The organism is Primorskyibacter sedentarius (genome assembly GCF_004342065.1).
Lineage (GTDB): Bacteria > Pseudomonadota > Alphaproteobacteria > Rhodobacterales > Rhodobacteraceae > Primorskyibacter > Primorskyibacter sedentarius.
In genome coordinates this window covers 71,174-86,164 of record NZ_SLZU01000005.1, presented here as the reverse complement: position 1 = coordinate 86,164, position 14,991 = coordinate 71,174, and the positions used below count along the sequence as shown (strand labels likewise).

The window sequence follows — 14,991 nt, the reverse complement described above, 5'->3', positions numbered from 1 at the left end:
CCTGACCGGGGTCACCTTTGGCAGGCGCTAGGGCTAAGCTGCCCGCGCCCCGAGGCGCCGCGGAATATTCAGCCCGACAAGCGCTGTCCCGAGGATGAACTGCAAGCTGCTCATGCCACCTGCCAGCATCAGCCCCGCCGCGCCGGGATCCGCGAGGTCAAGAACCGCAGCGAGCTCGGGTATCCAGAGCGCGGCGGCAAGCAGGCCGATGCATAAGGCGATGGCGCCCCAGACAGTGCGGTTCCCGGTGACTTCGTTGACAAGGATGGGACTGCCCGGCGCGCGCATGTTGAATACATTCCAAAGCTGCGCCAGTGCCAAGGTCAGGAACGAGACGGTCACCGCGCCCTCAGTGCCAAGCTTCAGCCAGTAAAGCGCAAGGATGAAGGCCAGCAGGGTCAACCCGGTGATCAGCACCCCAAGCATCCCGATTTCGAGCCAATGGCCCCGCGTTACGATGGTTTCGGCCGGATCGCGCGGAGGGCGTTCCATGATCCTGTCATCCCCCTGGCCAAGGCCCAGGGCGAAGGCCGGGAAGACGTCAGTGATCAGGTTCAAAAACAGGATCTGAAGCGGCAGCAAGGGCGCTGGCAGCCCCGCCGCGATTGCCAGCCCGACGACGAGGATCTCGCTGACATTGCAGGACATGAGATAGACGACGAAGGTCCGTATATTATCAAGGATGACACGGCCCTGACGCATCGCGGTGACGATCGTCGCGAAATTGTCGTCCTTGAGCACCATGTCCGCGGCCTCACGCGCGACCTCTGTTCCTCGCAGCCCCATGGCGATCCCGATATCGGCTTTCTTCAGGGCCGGCGCGTCGTTGACACCATCCCCGGTCATGGCAACAATTTCGCCGCTGTCCTGATAAAGACGCACGAGGTGCAGCTTGGTGATCGGCTCCACCCGCGCAAAAATATCCACGTCTAGCAGCTTGCGCCGATCTTCCTCGCCTAGGGTTGTAAGATCGGTCCGGGCAAGCTCGTCCCTTTCGATCACATTCAGAGGAGCCTCCCCAAGGCCGGCCGCAGTGGCGATGGCCGCAGCCGTGCGGGCGTGGTCGCCGGTGACCATGACCACACGCACACCGGCCTTGCGGGTCTGCCGAAGCGCGTCGGGGACATTCGGGCGGATCGGATCGCGAAGACAGACGATCCCTGCCAATGTGAGCTGCCCGAAGGGGGTCTCGGGACAGTCAGCCGCTTCATGAAAAGCCAGTGCCAGAAGGCGCAAACCCTCCTGTGCCGCCGCTTCGGCCCGACCCGTCCAGCGCTGCAGCTCCGCCTGATCGAGGACGTAGGTTTCGCCATCTTCATCAAGAACTGAAACGCAATGTTGCAGAACGGCTTCCGGGGCACCTTTCACGGCGACCAGAATGCCTTGTTCCGTGTCATGCACCGTCGCCATCATTTTCAGATCGGCATCAAACGGGTGTTGGTCGACTTCCGGGTAGCGATGCCGGGTTTGGGCCAGATCGATCCCTGCGTCGCGGGCGGCCAGCAGCAAGGCGCGTTCCATCGGATCTCCGGGTGCCGGGGTTCCATCGGTCCCGCTTTCCAGCGAGGCGGCGTTGCACAGAAGGCCGATCTGCATCGCCTTCAAGAGCGCACCGCCCGGAGCGCCCCCGATGTCCTCGCCAAGCTCCGGTTCGGTCTGGGCCAGAATGTAGCGCACAGCCGCCATCCGGTTCTGCGTCAGCGTGCCGGTCTTGTCGGTAAGGATGACGGTCGTCGCGCCCAGGGTTTCGACCGATGGCATGTTAGAGATCAGGGCGTTGTGCGCAGCCATCCGCCACATCCCACGGGCAAGTGTCAGGGTCGCGACGACTGGCAGGCCCTCGGGGACCGCGGCGACGGCCAGCGCCACGCCCGTCTGGATCATGTCGGTCAGGGCGTGCCCCCGTAACAGCCCCGCCAACACGGTGATCAGGGCGAGCGCCAGCGTCAGCCAGATCAGTTTGTGGCCCAACCGGTCCAACCTGCGTTCAAGCGGGGCGACCTTCGCCTCGGCCTTCTGGACCAGATCACTGATCCTGCCCAGTTCCGTGGCCATACCGGTCGCAACGACGACCCCTTCAGCGCGTCCGCGTGTGACCGACGTGCCCTTGAACGCCATGTTCACCCGGTCGGCCAGCGGAAGATCGGGGGCAAGGGCATCAACGCTCTTGGCGACAGGATGAGACTCTCCGGTCAGAACGCTTTCGTCGCAATGCAACCCGCTCGACTGGATCAGACGCAGGTCGGCGGTCACCACATCGCCTTCTTCCAGCAGCACGAGGTCGCCGGGAACCAGTTCCTCGGCGTCGATGGTGATTTCCTGCCCATGCCGCCTGACACGGCTCTTGACCCGCGCGAATTTGCGCAGCGCTTCCATCGAACGGTTGGCGCGCAGTTCAGTGACGAAGCCGATCACGAAATTGATCATCAAAACGACAATGATCGCGACGGCCTCGGCAAGATCACCAAGATAGAGCGCGAAGCCACTTGCCGTGGCGAGCAACCAAACGATGACGCTCTTGAACTGATGCAGGACAATCTCGACCCAACTGGTGCGATCCGACGCCTCCAGCTGGTTTGCCCCGAACCTTTGTCGCCTTCGGGAGATATCATCCCGCGCAAGGCCGCGCGCGGCATCAACCTCAAGGGCGGTCAGAACCTCGGGGGCGGGCAGGGCGAAGAATTGCGCGTCTCGCTTGTTTTCCATCATGCTTTCCCGGCGCGGTCATGCTGGCCCCTTTTGCCAAGGTCAGCTCTTCTTCCAGCGCTATCAAATGGGCCCGGACATTGACGTTGATCGAGGTCAAGCAGCGTGCAAGATCCATTTACCGCGTCCGTCTGCGATATGCGCGTTGAAAGGGATTGTATTTTTCGGAATTTGGCCCGACCTTCGGAACAGCTGGCGGATCTGGTCTGAAGGCCGTTCGCTGACGTTACGGCATCGCGTGTCAAGCCGATGTCATCAAGCTACAAACAAAAACTCCAGGGAGGAGATAATATGAAAAAACTACTGGCAACCGCGGCCATTGCGGCCGCTTTGACCGCAACCGCTCAGACGGCGGCCGCCGCTTGTGACGATGGTGAGGTCGTTATCAAGTTCAGCCACGTCACAAATACCGACCGCCACCCCAAGGGTATCGCGGCATCTTTGCTGATGGAGCGGGTCAACGAAGAGATGAACGGCAAGGCCTGCATGGAGGTCTTCCCGAACTCCACGCTTTACAACGATGATCAGGTTCTCGAAGCGATGCTTCAGGGTGATGTTCAGATGGCGGCGCCATCGCTGTCGAAATTCGAACAGTTCACCAAGGTGTTCCGCATTTTCGACCTGCCGTTCATGTTCAAGAACATCAATGCCGTGAACGAGTTCCAGAACTCTGAAACGGGTCAGGCGATGAAGGAATCGATGGCCCGCCGTGGGCTGTTGGGACTGGGTTTCTGGCATAACGGGATGAAGCAGATGTCGGCGAGCAAGCCGCTGATCTCTCCCGAAGATGCGGCCGGTCTGAAATTCCGCGTGCAGCCTTCGGATGTGCTCAAGGCGCAGTTCGAGGCGCTTGATGCCAGCCCGCAGCCGATGGCCTTCTCCGAAGTTTACGGCGCGCTGCAAACCGGTGTGGTCGACGGGCAGGAGAACACATGGTCAAACATCTACGGCCAGAAGTTCTTTGAGGTTCAGGATGGCACGACCGAAACCAACCACGGTGTTCTCGACTACATGCTCGTGACCTCCACCGATTGGTGGGACGGGCTGTCGGATGATGTTCGCGACCAGCTGACAACCATCATTAACGAAGTTACCGACGAGCGGAACGCCGCGGTGGGTGAGGTCGACATGCAGGCCCGTCAGGCCGTGCTGGACGCCGGCGCCGAAATCCGGGAGCTGGATGCCGACCAACGTCAAGCCTGGGTCGACGCGATGAAGCCCGTCTGGGAACAGTTCACCGATGATGTCGGTCAGGAAAACATTGACGCTGCACAGGCGATCAATGCGAAACACTGATCAGTGACGCAAACCCTGCCTCCGCGCATAATGTGGGGGCAGGGATCAAGGCCCATTTGGGTTGGGACGGCAGCTTGTCCCGGTCAACGGTCCTGCGCAGTCGGTGACACCGGCGACGCGACCAGACATTTTCGGAGGGGAAACATGTCCGCCCATTACCAACCGCAATCGGCGCTTGGCCGGTTCGTGAACGAGATCGAGGAGACCGCGATCGCGCTGATCCTCGGGATCATGACCTTGATCACGTTCACAAATGTCGTGCTGCGCTACGGGTTCAACACCGGTCTGGTATGGGGGCTGGAAGCGGTAACCTTCCTGTTCGCCTGGCTTGTGCTTTTCGGGGTGAGCTATGCCGTGAAGGTCACGGCCCACCTTGGTGTGGATGCCGTGACAAACCTTCTGGCGCCCGGCCCGCGACGCCTTCTGGCGCTGTTTTGCGGGGTAATCTGCATCATCTATTCGGCGCTGCTGATGAAGGGGGCGTGGGATTACTGGGCCAATTTCGCGAACCTGCCGCAGACAACAGGGCGCTGGTTCCCCACCGGCCTCGAAGAGATGAAGCGCACGTCATATCGCGGCTGGTACGAGGTCGTCGATATCCGCTTTCCGGAATGGCTGCGCTGGATACAGCCGATCATGAACGAGGGCGAAGATTACGAGAAACTGCCGCGTTTCATCCCCTATGTCATGCTGCCCTTCGGCATGGCGCTGCTGCTGTTTCGCTACATCCAGGCCACGATCCGGCTTGCGACGGGGCAGTCCAACAGCCTGATCGTCAGCCATGAAGCCGAAGACGCCGTCGACGACGTTGCGCACATGAACCGCGGGGACTGATCATCATGGAAATCGTCTTTCTTTTTGTGATGGTCATCGCGCTGATGCTGATCGGGGTGCCGATTGCCGTCAGCCTTGGATTGTCTTCAGTCGTGTTCCTGCTGGTGCTGAGCGACACCTCGCTTGCCTCCATCGCGCAGACATTCTTTCAGGCCATGGCGGGGCATTACACGCTGCTGGCCATCCCGTTCTTCATCCTCGCCTCCAGTTTCATGTCGACCGGCGGTGTCGCGAAACGGATCATTCGTTTCTCGATCGCCATTGTCGGGCATCTGCCGGGCGGCCTTGCCATTGCGGGCGTCTTTGCCTGCATGCTCTTTGCCGCGCTGTCAGGGTCGTCGCCCGCAACCGTGGTGGCGATTGGATCCATCGTGATCGCAGGTATGCGGCAGGTGGGGTATTCAAAGGAATTCGCGGCGGGTGTAATCGCGAATGCCGGCACGCTGGGCATTCTCATCCCGCCATCCATCGTGATGGTCGTCTATGCCTCGGCCACGGATGTGTCCGTCGGGCGGATGTTCCTTGCGGGCGTCATCCCCGGCCTCATGGCGGGGATGATGCTGATGTTCACCATCTTCATGATCGCGGTGGTCAAGAAATTGCCCAAGGGCGAATGGAAGGGCTGGGGAGAGGTCTTTGCCGCCGGGCGAGAGGCAGGCTGGGGCCTGTTCCTGATCGTCATCATCCTGGGCGGCATCTATGGCGGCATCTTTACGCCGACAGAGGCGGCTGCTGTCGCTGCCGTCTATGCCTTTCTGATTGCCAGCTTCATCTACCGGGACATGGGTCCACTGTCGCGCCCCGACGGGCAACGCAACCTGACGCTGCTGGACAAGCCGATCGCGCTGGTGACGGTGTTCTTTCACCGCGATACGCGCGACACGCTGTTCGAGGCGGGCAAGCTGACCGTCACGCTGATGTTCATCATCGCCAATGCGTTGATCCTCAAACACGTGCTGACCGACGAACAGATCCCACAGCAGATCGCGGGGGCCATGCTTTCAGCGGGTTTCGGCGCTGTGATGTTCCTTGTGATCGTGAACGTGATCCTGCTGATCGGTGGTCAGTTCATGGAGCCTTCGGGTCTGATCGTGATCGTTGCCCCGCTGGTATTCCCGATTGCGATACAGCTGGGGATCGACCCGATCCATCTGGGCATCATCATGGTCGTGAACATGGAAATCGGGATGATCACGCCGCCCGTCGGGCTGAACCTTTTCGTGACATCCGGTGTTGCGGGCATGCCGATGATGCGGGTCGTGCGCGCCGCGCTGCCATTCCTTGCCGTGATGTTCGTCTTCCTGATCATGGTGACCTACATTCCGGTGCTCTCGACATGGCTGCCAACGACCTTCATGGGGCCAGAGATCATCACCAACTGAACGACGTGACGCCGCCGGATCCTGAACGGGTCCGGCGGCGCCTCAGGCAATTCGCATGCCACGCTGGTTGGCGTGCATGACGATCCGGTCGAGTGCGACGTCCAGCGCGTCGTCAGGGATGGTGAGCGCCACGCGCACCCAGCCGGTCAACCCGTGCCCGAAGGCAGAGCCCGGCATAATCGCAACACCGTGGTCCAGCAGGCTCCAGGCATAGGCATCCCCGTTCATGCCGGTACTGGCGACATTGATCATTGCGAACATGCCTGCCTGCGGCCGGTGAACGACAAGTCCGGTTTCGCTGTGCAGCCGCGCGGCGACCCGTTCAGCACGCGCGGCGAAGCGTGCGACCATGCCCGATGCGGCTTCTGAGCCTTCGCGCACGGCTTTCTCCGTCATGTCAGCGATAAAGGGCTGGTTTCCGAAAAGCATGCTTTCCGAATAGGGCAGCAGGGCCTCGCAAAAGGCCGCCGAGGCCACGCACCAGCCGCTGCGAAACCCCGGCGCGGCATGCGATTTCGAGATCGAGGAGACAGCAATCACCCGGTCTGCAATGTCAGGATGGGAAAGCGGAGAGCAGAAGCTCGCCCCGTCAAAGACCAGTTCTTCATATACCTCGTCCGAGATGATCCAGAGGTCATGGGCCTTCGCCAGATCGGCAATAGACGCGATATCCTCGGCCGTGAGGATCGCACCGGTCGGGTTATGCGGCGTGTTGAGCAGGATGGCGCGGGTCTTCGGGGTGATCCTTGCGGCTATATCCTCGGCCTGCATCCGAAACCCATGTTCGGGCCGCAGCGGGACGGGAACCATCTCGGCACCGGTTGCGCGCACGACGGCCTCGTAGGTTGCGTACATCGGGTCCCCGACAAGCACCTCGTCCCCGTCCTGTGCCACACCGGCCAGAACCGCAAAAAGCGCCGTTTGCGTGCCCGGAAAACACAGGAAGTTTTCGGGCCCGAAGAGTCGCCCACGTGTGTTTGTATAGCGTTCGGCCAGCGCGGTCAGCAGCCCGACCTCTCCGCGACCGTTGGAATAGGCAGTACGACCCGCGCGCAAGGCGGTGACGGTGGCGTCAATCAGGCTGTCTGCCACAGGCACGTCCGGTTCGCCGATTGTCATCTCGATGATATCCGCGCCCGCGTCTTTCAAATCCCGGGCCTTCAGGTGGACTTCCCACTTTGCGCCACCCAGATTGGCCAGACGTTCCGTCACCGCTGTCATTCTCGTCATGTTGTTGCTTTCACTGAGAGGGAAATTCCGATCATTGCGCCAATTGCGTCGCGGCCGATCTGCGGCAGCTCCTCCGCCTCGAAGGCTTCGGGCAGGGCGCTGCCTTCCAGCCACAGCCCGTCGATCAGGGCGTTGGCTGCAATGGCCAACCGATGCAGCCTGTCAGGGCTGGAGGGTCGATCATTCTCTTCCAGAGCGACCGAGATCAGCCGTTCCAGATTGTCGCGGAAATAGGTGTAGGTCCGGGCGTGGATCGCTTTCATCTCCGGGTCATTCTGGACCTTGCTGAAGAAGCCTGCCCACAACGCAACGGCGCGGGGGTTTGCGGCAGGGGGGCGCAGCGCGGCGTCAATGAACCGGGAAAGCTGATCGGTGGCAGGCCCGGTGCCGACAGCGGCGGTGACCTGGTCCGTCATCTCGGTCATGTGATATTCGTAGGCGGCCGAGATCAGCTCTTCCTTCGTAGAGAAGTAATGCCGGATGAGACCTTGTGTGACCTTTGCCTTCAGGGCAATCGCGCGAACAGTTGCAGCGGACACGCCATCGCGAGCCACAAGGTCGAGCGTGGCCTGGATCAGCGCCAGCTTGCGGGCTTCGGCGGGCTCACGGCGAAATTTCGGAGAGCTTTGGTTCAAGGGAGCGCCCATGTCGGATTGCAATTATACGAATGCATAATTACATTTGTGCAGAGATCTCACAAGCCCGATACGCGTTCTTCACCTGACCTTAAGTGAGGTCAGGAGGGCCGTGTCTGCCAAACTGCGAATGCAAAGCACAGATCAGGATTGGACCGGCACTTGAAGCTCAGTACCCTGAGGGCACTGATACTTGCCGTTCTGCTGGGTATGATTAACTTTACATAACATAGATTATAGGAAGCGCGGATGCACCCGCAGAGCTTGACCGCCCTGACAGATAGCAGATGCGTCCCATCTCTCATTACAGCAGAAGACATCGGAAAGCGGCTGGGGATTGAAGCGGCTTCAGTCCGAATGCTTTGGCGCTTGGCGTGAAGGCGCCGTGTAAGGACGCGTGACGTCGCGCAGACGGACGTCCAGCGCTTCGACCTCTACCCGGATGGCACCGTCACCCGCGAGGGTCAAAGTGATGTTGCCCGATGGCGCCTCTGTCCCCTCGAATGTCAGGGCAAGCAAGGACAGGACTGTTTCGCGATCCTGCTGGTCTATTCCCTGCGTGGCGACCCGTTGCACATTCTCGATCACCAGAAGGGATTGCACCCGCTCTGGCGGGCGGCCGGTGCGGCGAGCGCTTTGGACATCTTCCCATCGGAAACGGTTGACCAGAAGAGCGAGGCGCCCTGCCCCGCGGTTCCAGCGAATCTCGGTGATCGGAAAGACGGCATCCTGCGCCAGTGAGGACAGGACCGTCAGATCAGACTCGTCCAGCGCCCCAAGGTTCAGCGGACGCTCGGCGCCATCTTCGAAACGTGCGTCATCTGTCACGTCAGGTGCACCCGCTCTACCTTGGCACCCACGCCCGAGAGCTTGCGTACCACGTGTTCATACCCGCGATCGAGGTGATAGACCCTGCTCACAACGGTTTCGCCCTCTGCGGCCAACCCTGCCAGAATAAGCGAGACGCTTGCGCGAAGGTCCGTCGCCATGACCGGCGCGCCTTTCAGGCGTTCGACGCCATGTACGGTGGCGTGACCACCGTGGACCTCGATATCAGCGCCCATACGCACCAGTTCCGGCGCATGCATGAAACGGTTTTCAAAGATCTTTTCCTCCAGCACCGACGTACCCTCTGCCGTGCAGAGCAAGGCCATCATCTGCGCCTGCAGATCGGTCGGGAAACCGGGGAAAACCTCTGTCACGACATCGACGGCCCGGACGCGGCCGTTCTTGCGCGTTACTTTCAGCCCGGCCTCGGTCTCTTCGACCTGGATGCCACATTGGTCGAGCTTCTCGCAAAAGGATTCGACCAGATTGATCCGTCCGCCCAGACATTCGACGCTGCCCCCTGCAATGGCGGGCGCCAACATGTAGGTGCCCAGTTCGATCCGGTCAGTGACCACCTGATGTGTTGCCCCGCCCAGACGATCGACGCCCTGAATAGTGATGGTCGAGCTGCCCTCGCCTTCGATCTGCGCGCCCATTTTGCGCAAGCACTGCACGAGATCGACAATCTCGGGTTCGCGTGCGGCGTTTTTCAACACGGTCGTTCCCTTGGCCAGGGTCGCCGCCATAACGACGTTTTCCGTGGCACCCACGGACGCAAACCGCAGCTCGTGCGTGGCGCCTTTCAGCCCGCCCGGTGCCTTTGCGTGCAGATAGCCGTCCTTCAGCTCGATCTCGGCACCAAGCGCTTCGAGCGCATGGATATGCAGATCCATCGGCCGCGCGCCAATGGCGCAGCCGCCCGGCAAGGATACGATGGCGTGACCCAGTCGCGCCAACATCGGCCCCAGAACAAGGTTCGACGCCCGCATCTTGCGTACGATGTCGTAATGCGCGGTGTGATTGTTCAGGTCATGGCTCGACATCGCCAGAACCTTGCCGCCCTGAAGGCTGGACACTTCTGCGCCCAGCGATGACAGCAGTTCCGTCATCGTTTTGATGTCGGACAAGCGCGGTGCGTTGGTCAGGGTCAGCGGCTCTTCCGAAAGAAGCGTCGCAGGCATGAGCGTGAGGCAGGCATTCTTGGCCCCTGCAATCGGGATCTGCCCATTGAGCTCCCCGCCCCCCTTTACGATGATCGAATCCATGTGCCTCAGTCTTTCTTTTTTCCGGCCCGCTCGTCGGCCTGTGTCTCGTTAGCCGAACCGGCCCGCGCCCGCGCCTGTGCCTTGCGCCGCGCCAGATTGGCTTTCAGCGCGGCCTTCAGACGATCTTCGCGGTTTGCGGCTTTGGCGCTGTCCGATTTCTGCTTCATGGGCCCTCCATAACGTAGTGAGTAAAAAGCGTCCAGATTGCGCTTGCACGCCGTCTGATTTGCGTCTAGAGAGCCGCCCACACCATAGGTGTACGGCGCTGCTGTAGCTCAGAGGTAGAGCACTCCCTTGGTAAGGGAGAGGTCGAGAGTTCAATTCTCTCCAGCAGCACCATTTCCCCGCAGATGCAGCCGTTAGAATCCGTGCTGGCCAGATCAAGGCAGCCTTCGGTCGTACTTGCCCTGACGCGTGGATTGTTTCACCTTGCCCTTCAGCGAAGGGATCCCGCGATGCAAGACGGCCTGTCAGTCAAGAACCTCAGCTTTTCGTATGGCGCGAAGCAGGCGTTGAAGCAGGTTTCGTTCGACCTGCCAAAGGGACGATTCTGTGCCCTTCTGGGCCCGAACGGCGCTGGGAAGTCCACGCTGGTGTCGCTGCTGACCCGGCTGCTTGTCGCGCCCAAAGGGGAAATCCGTATTGCTGGCCATGACTTGCGAGGCGAAGCCAACGCAGCCCTCGGGGCGCTCGGAGTCGTTTTCCAGCAACCCACGCTCGACCTCGATCTGACAGTGCGACAGAATCTTGCCTATTTCGCAGCGCTGCACGCCTTGCCACGCAAGGGCATCCCGGCGCGGATCGACAAGGCGCTGGACCGGCTTGGAATGCGCGAGCGCGCGGAAGAGAAAGTGCGCACGTTGAATGGCGGCCACAGGCGGCGGACAGAGCTTGCCCGCGCGCTGCTGCACGATCCCAAGGTCTTGTTGCTGGATGAACCCACGGTGGGGCTGGATGCAGCCTCTCGCATGGCGATCACCGCGCATGTGCATGACCTGGCGGATCAGGGGCTCTGCATTCTGTGGACCACGCACCTGACCGACGAGGTGCGCGATGATGACCGGCTGCTGGTCTTGCATCAGGGGCAGATAATGGCCGATGGCTGCACCGGCGATATCCGCGGCGAACGGTCCCTGTCCGACTGGTTTCTGGAACAGACAGAGATGGCGTCATGAACGGTTGGTTCGGTGCCCTTCGCGCAATCGTAGGGCGCGAATTCCTGCGCTTCGTGCATCAGCGCGAACGCTTTCTTGCGGCGCTGGTGCGCCCGCTAGTCTGGCTGCTGGTCTTCGCAGCCGGATTCAGGGCCGCGCTTGGCGTGTCGATCATCCCGCCCTACCAGACCTATATCACCTACGAGGTCTACATCGTTCCGGGACTCTGCGCGATGATCCTGCTGTTCAACGGGATGCAGAGCTCTCTGTCGCTGGTCTATGACCGCGAGATGGGCTCGATGCGGCTCTTGCTGACCAGCCCGTTGCCGCGCTGGTGGTTGCTGTTCTGCCGCCTGCTCGGATCGACGGCGATCTCTGTCCTGCAGGTCTATGCCTTTTTGGCGATCGCAGCCATTTTCGGCATCACCGTTCCGCCACTGGGGTACCTTACCGTTCTGCCCGGCCTTGTGATTGCCGGTCTCATGCTGGGGGCGCTCGGTCTGGTGCTGTCGAGCTTTATCAAGCAGTTAGAGAACTTCGCCGGCGTCATGAACTTCGTCATCTTCCCGATGTTCTTTTTGTCCTCCGCCTTGTATCCGCTGTGGAAGATGGCAGAAAGCTCTGCCCTTCTGTACGACATCTGTGCGCTGAACCCGTTCACCTATGCCGTCGAAACCATCCGGTTTCTGCTTTACGTCGATTTTGACGCCAAGTCGCTGGCTTGGGTCTTGGGATCGACCGTCATTTTTCTGGCCATGGCTGTCTGGGGGTATGATCCCGCACGCGGCCTGATGAAACGCAAAGGGTGATGTCAGCGGCGTCCTGCACAGTCTGCCTCAGGTGTCCCGCTCTGCAAAAGAGACACTTCGGCACTTCCAGCTTTGGATCGTCTGGTTGGGGTGGCTGTTCACCCAGCGCGCAAGCTCTGGCTGGGCGCCCATCAGGCACATGGCGGGCGAGATGTCGGTGAAAACCATCGACCGCTCCCGGCATTCAGGGACAGAGCCTGCCATGCAGGCAACAAAAAGAAGTTCAACCATGGGTCTCTCCAGCAATACATACAAAGGTCGTAGATTTGTGCTGACCTATTTTCGAATATGAATGCTGAACAACAGGGATCTGACGCGAACCAACGCTCGCGACCGGGGCTGATCGCCTAAAAACTAGGCTGTGCTGATAAAAGTGGCGGAAAAATTCTCGATGATGAAACCTGCCCGCTCGCTGAAGGTGCGCCTTGCACTTGGCGCCGCCGTGCTTGGTGGCGCGACGATTCTGTCCGCACTCGCGCTCTATCTTGGCATGAGCGAGGTCGGAAAAAGACTGGAAACCGCAGTGGCCGCGGAACGCCGGATGGCGCGCTATGCCACGCTGTCCACCCAGGTTTCAACCTTTCTCGTCATCTCTACCGAAGCCGTTCAGACCGGCCTGTCTGCGCAGACCCGCCGGAGTCGGGTCGAGCCGGTGGCAAACAATATATTTGACGCGTTCGAAAGACTTGGTGCAGAAATTGCAGCCGCCGTCAGCGAGGCCGAGTCTCTGGGGCTGGACGAGCAGTCGCGTTACGGCACGCAATCGCTGGGGCTCGCGCGCATGCGGGCGCTGTTGGAAGGGGCATTATCCGGACTGAGCCAGGAGATCGATGACCGCGAAAGGTTGCGCGCCCATCTGGACACGTTTGCCTCTGGCTTTGATCCGTTGCTGAACCAGGCCGTGAACACCGAGGTTTTGTTCCGCAACAACATATTGGCCAGCATCGAAGAGCTGCGGCACAGGTTAAGCTGGCTCTCCATCGTGCTTGCCGTCAGCGCGGTCGGGTTGGTTCTGGCCTTCCACTTCGGGCTGATCCGGCCGCAATTCGGGCGGCTTGACCGGCTGCGCGAGGCTGCGCGCCGTATCGGTGAGGCAGAATTCGAGCTGGCCCTGCCCGCCACATCCAATGACGAGATCGGGCAGATCTATTCCGAAACGAACCGCATGGCCGCCGCGCTGGCCCAACGAGAGACCGAGGTGCGCAGCGAGTGGAAACGCCTGAATGACACGATTGCGGAACGGACAGAGGCGCTGCGGGCGGCGAATGCCGAGCTTGAGAAGGTCGATGAAAACCGCAGGCGCTTTTTCACGGATGTCAGCCACGAGCTGCGCACGCCCCTGACCGTGATCCTGATGGAGGCACAGATCGGTCGGCAAAGCGGGTCCGAGCATGCAGAGGCTTTTGCCACGATTGAGGCGCGCGCCGACAGGCTGAACCGCCGGATTGACGATCTGTTGCGGGTTGCGCGCTCGGATACCGGGCAGCTCGCGCTTGACCCGGCACCCACGCCACTGGCCAGCCTTGTGGAGGCGAGCCTTCAGGAAGTCAGCGCCGAAGTGAGCAGCGCAGGCATGAGGCTGACCCATGACGACATCCCCGAACAGACCCTTATGTGCGACCCGAACTGGGCGCGCCAGATCGTTGTCGGCCTGATCCGCAACGCCATCCGCCATGCGCGGGACGGCAGGCGCATCCATCTGGCATTTGGTCAGGGGATCGAAATCGTCGATAACGGCCCGGGCATCCCCGCGGACGCGCAGCCGGACATCTTTGACCGGTTCTCGCAGGCGGGTGGTGTGACATCGGCTGGGTTCGGTATCGGCCTGGCGCTTGCAAAATGGGTCACCGAAGCGCAGGGCGGCACGATCACCGTGGTAAGCCCCCTGCCCCGCGATCGCGCGATCGGGTCTGCACCCGGGACCAAGATCTGCATTCGCCTGCCTTTGGGAACGGGATAGACTACTCTCATGATCACCCGCCTTCTTATTGTCGACGACGACCCGGAAATCACATCCGCGCTGTCGAGGGGGCTGGCGCTGCACGGCTATGAGACAGAGACCGAAAACCGCGCTGACCTGGCGCTTGACCGGCTTCGGACGGGCGGATTTTCCGGCGCGATAATCGATGTGATGCTTGGTGCGGATAGCGGGCTGGATCTTGTCCGGTCCGCGCGCTTGGCCGGCATCACGGTGCCGATCCTGATGCTGTCCGCCCTGTCGGATGTAGAGCAGCGGACCGCTGGGCTGGAGGCCGGAGCGAACGATTACGTGGTCAAGCCGTTCACCTTTGACGAGCTTGTCGCACGGCTGAAAGTACAGGAAATTCGTGTGCGCGCCGCGCAGCCTCAGCCAGCACGAATGGACGGCAGGACCCGGATGCTAAGCAGCCCTGCCGGAGAGGTCACGCTGACAGAACGCGAATACGCGCTCCTGGCCCTTTTGGTCGAAAATCCCGGCACGCCTTTGTCACGCGGCGCGATCTTCGATGCGCTATGGGCCGAGGATTCCGGGAACGAGAATGTCGTGGACGTCTATATCGGCTACCTTCGTCGCAAACTGGCAGAGGTTGATTTCGGGTTTGAGATCAAGACGATACGAAGCAAAGGTTTCTGTCTTGAAGGCATCGCGCCAGGTTTTTCGCACGGGAACCAAGACCATGGTCTACATCTGTCTTAGGAAATAAGAGTCGTCTTGAGGCCTCTGAATGGGCAACCTGTTGAAACACCATTTGTAGGAGGAGCAACCCGATGGCATGGACGAAACCGAAGATCCGCGAAATCGAATGCGGCATGGAAATCAACATGTATGGACCCGACGCCGAAGACGACGGCGATCTGTTCTGAACAGCGCG

15 protein-coding genes and 1 tRNA gene are annotated in these 14,991 nt (G+C 60.8%); 9 read left to right on the top strand and 7 right to left on the bottom strand.

The window, feature by feature from the left end:
- Positions 1-33: 33 nt before the first annotated feature.
- Positions 34-2,706 (bottom strand): cation-translocating P-type ATPase, encoded by a 2,673-nt coding sequence (locus EDD52_RS09670; protein WP_165907496.1) that lies wholly within the window; start codon positions 2,704-2,706, stop codon positions 34-36.
- 291 nt (positions 2,707-2,997) lie between these two features.
- On the opposite strand from EDD52_RS09670, the gene EDD52_RS09665 reads away from it, so the two are divergent.
- The 3 genes from EDD52_RS09665 to EDD52_RS09655 all read left to right on the top strand — a co-directional run bounded on the left by EDD52_RS09665 (position 2,998) and on the right by EDD52_RS09655 (position 6,218).
- Complete coding sequence (locus EDD52_RS09665; RefSeq protein ID WP_132244306.1) at positions 2,998-4,002, top strand: DctP family TRAP transporter solute-binding subunit; 1,005 nt, start codon at positions 2,998-3,000, stop codon at positions 4,000-4,002.
- 144 nt (positions 4,003-4,146) lie between these two features.
- Positions 4,147-4,836 carry a TRAP transporter small permease gene (locus EDD52_RS09660; RefSeq protein ID WP_132244304.1) on the top strand — a complete coding sequence of 230 codons (690 nt, stop codon included), beginning with the start codon at positions 4,147-4,149 and terminating at the stop codon, positions 4,834-4,836.
- A gap of 5 nt (positions 4,837-4,841) precedes the next feature.
- Entirely contained in the window at positions 4,842-6,218 is a 1,377-nt protein-coding gene (locus tag EDD52_RS09655; RefSeq protein ID WP_132244302.1) for a TRAP transporter large permease, read from the top strand.
- Positions 6,219-6,260: 42 nt separating this feature from the next.
- Here the strand turns inward: EDD52_RS09655 and EDD52_RS09650 are convergent, their stop codons facing one another.
- From EDD52_RS09650 to EDD52_RS23655, 5 genes are all read right to left on the bottom strand, one after another.
- Positions 6,261-7,448, bottom strand: coding sequence for a pyridoxal phosphate-dependent aminotransferase (locus EDD52_RS09650; RefSeq protein ID WP_243651889.1), 1,188 nt, complete (start codon positions 7,446-7,448; stop codon positions 6,261-6,263).
- Positions 7,445-8,095: a TetR/AcrR family transcriptional regulator gene (locus EDD52_RS09645; RefSeq protein WP_132244300.1), complete on the bottom strand. Its 651-nt coding sequence runs from the start codon at positions 8,093-8,095 to the stop codon at positions 7,445-7,447. Before EDD52_RS09645 ends, EDD52_RS09650 begins: the two co-directional genes overlap by 4 nt.
- 336 nt (positions 8,096-8,431) lie before the next feature.
- Positions 8,432-8,911 (bottom strand): DUF2948 family protein, encoded by a 480-nt coding sequence (locus EDD52_RS09640; protein WP_132244298.1) that lies wholly within the window; start codon positions 8,909-8,911, stop codon positions 8,432-8,434.
- Positions 8,908-10,176: a UDP-N-acetylglucosamine 1-carboxyvinyltransferase gene (murA, locus tag EDD52_RS09635; RefSeq protein ID WP_132244296.1), complete on the bottom strand. Its 1,269-nt coding sequence runs from the start codon at positions 10,174-10,176 to the stop codon at positions 8,908-8,910. The genes EDD52_RS09640 and murA overlap by 4 nt, the downstream gene beginning before the upstream one ends.
- Before the next feature lie 5 nt (positions 10,177-10,181).
- Entirely contained in the window at positions 10,182-10,343 is a 162-nt protein-coding gene (locus tag EDD52_RS23655; RefSeq protein ID WP_165907495.1) for a hypothetical protein, read from the bottom strand.
- 97 nt (positions 10,344-10,440) lie between these two features.
- Here EDD52_RS23655 and EDD52_RS09630 point away from each other — a divergent pair.
- From EDD52_RS09630 to EDD52_RS09620, 3 genes are all read left to right on the top strand, one after another.
- Positions 10,441-10,515: transfer RNA gene (locus tag EDD52_RS09630), tRNA-Thr, on the top strand.
- A 116-nt stretch (positions 10,516-10,631) separates the two neighbouring features.
- Positions 10,632-11,351 carry an ABC transporter ATP-binding protein gene (locus tag EDD52_RS09625; protein WP_132244294.1) on the top strand — a complete coding sequence of 240 codons (720 nt, stop codon included), beginning with the start codon at positions 10,632-10,634 and terminating at the stop codon, positions 11,349-11,351.
- Complete coding sequence (locus tag EDD52_RS09620; RefSeq protein ID WP_132244292.1) at positions 11,348-12,139, top strand: ABC transporter permease; 792 nt, start codon at positions 11,348-11,350, stop codon at positions 12,137-12,139. Before EDD52_RS09625 ends, EDD52_RS09620 begins: the two co-directional genes overlap by 4 nt.
- A gap of 27 nt (positions 12,140-12,166) precedes the next feature.
- Here EDD52_RS09620 and EDD52_RS09615 read toward each other — a convergent pair whose 3' ends face one another.
- Complete coding sequence (locus tag EDD52_RS09615) at positions 12,167-12,370, bottom strand: hypothetical protein (protein WP_132244290.1); 204 nt, start codon at positions 12,368-12,370, stop codon at positions 12,167-12,169.
- A gap of 160 nt (positions 12,371-12,530) precedes the next feature.
- Between EDD52_RS09615 and EDD52_RS09610 the strand changes: the two genes are divergently transcribed.
- From EDD52_RS09610 to pqqA, 3 genes are all read left to right on the top strand, one after another.
- The gene (locus EDD52_RS09610; protein WP_243651888.1) at positions 12,531-14,099 is read left to right on the top strand and encodes a sensor histidine kinase; all 1,569 of its coding nucleotides are present in this window, start codon (positions 12,531-12,533) and stop codon (positions 14,097-14,099) included.
- A gap of 9 nt (positions 14,100-14,108) precedes the next feature.
- Entirely contained in the window at positions 14,109-14,816 is a 708-nt protein-coding gene (locus EDD52_RS09605; RefSeq protein WP_132244288.1) for a response regulator transcription factor, read from the top strand.
- Between the two features lie 71 nt (positions 14,817-14,887).
- A complete protein-coding gene (gene pqqA, locus EDD52_RS09600) occupies positions 14,888-14,983 on the top strand; it encodes a pyrroloquinoline quinone precursor peptide PqqA (RefSeq protein ID WP_132244286.1) in 96 nt (31 codons plus the stop codon).
- The last annotated feature ends 8 nt before the right edge of the window (positions 14,984-14,991 follow it).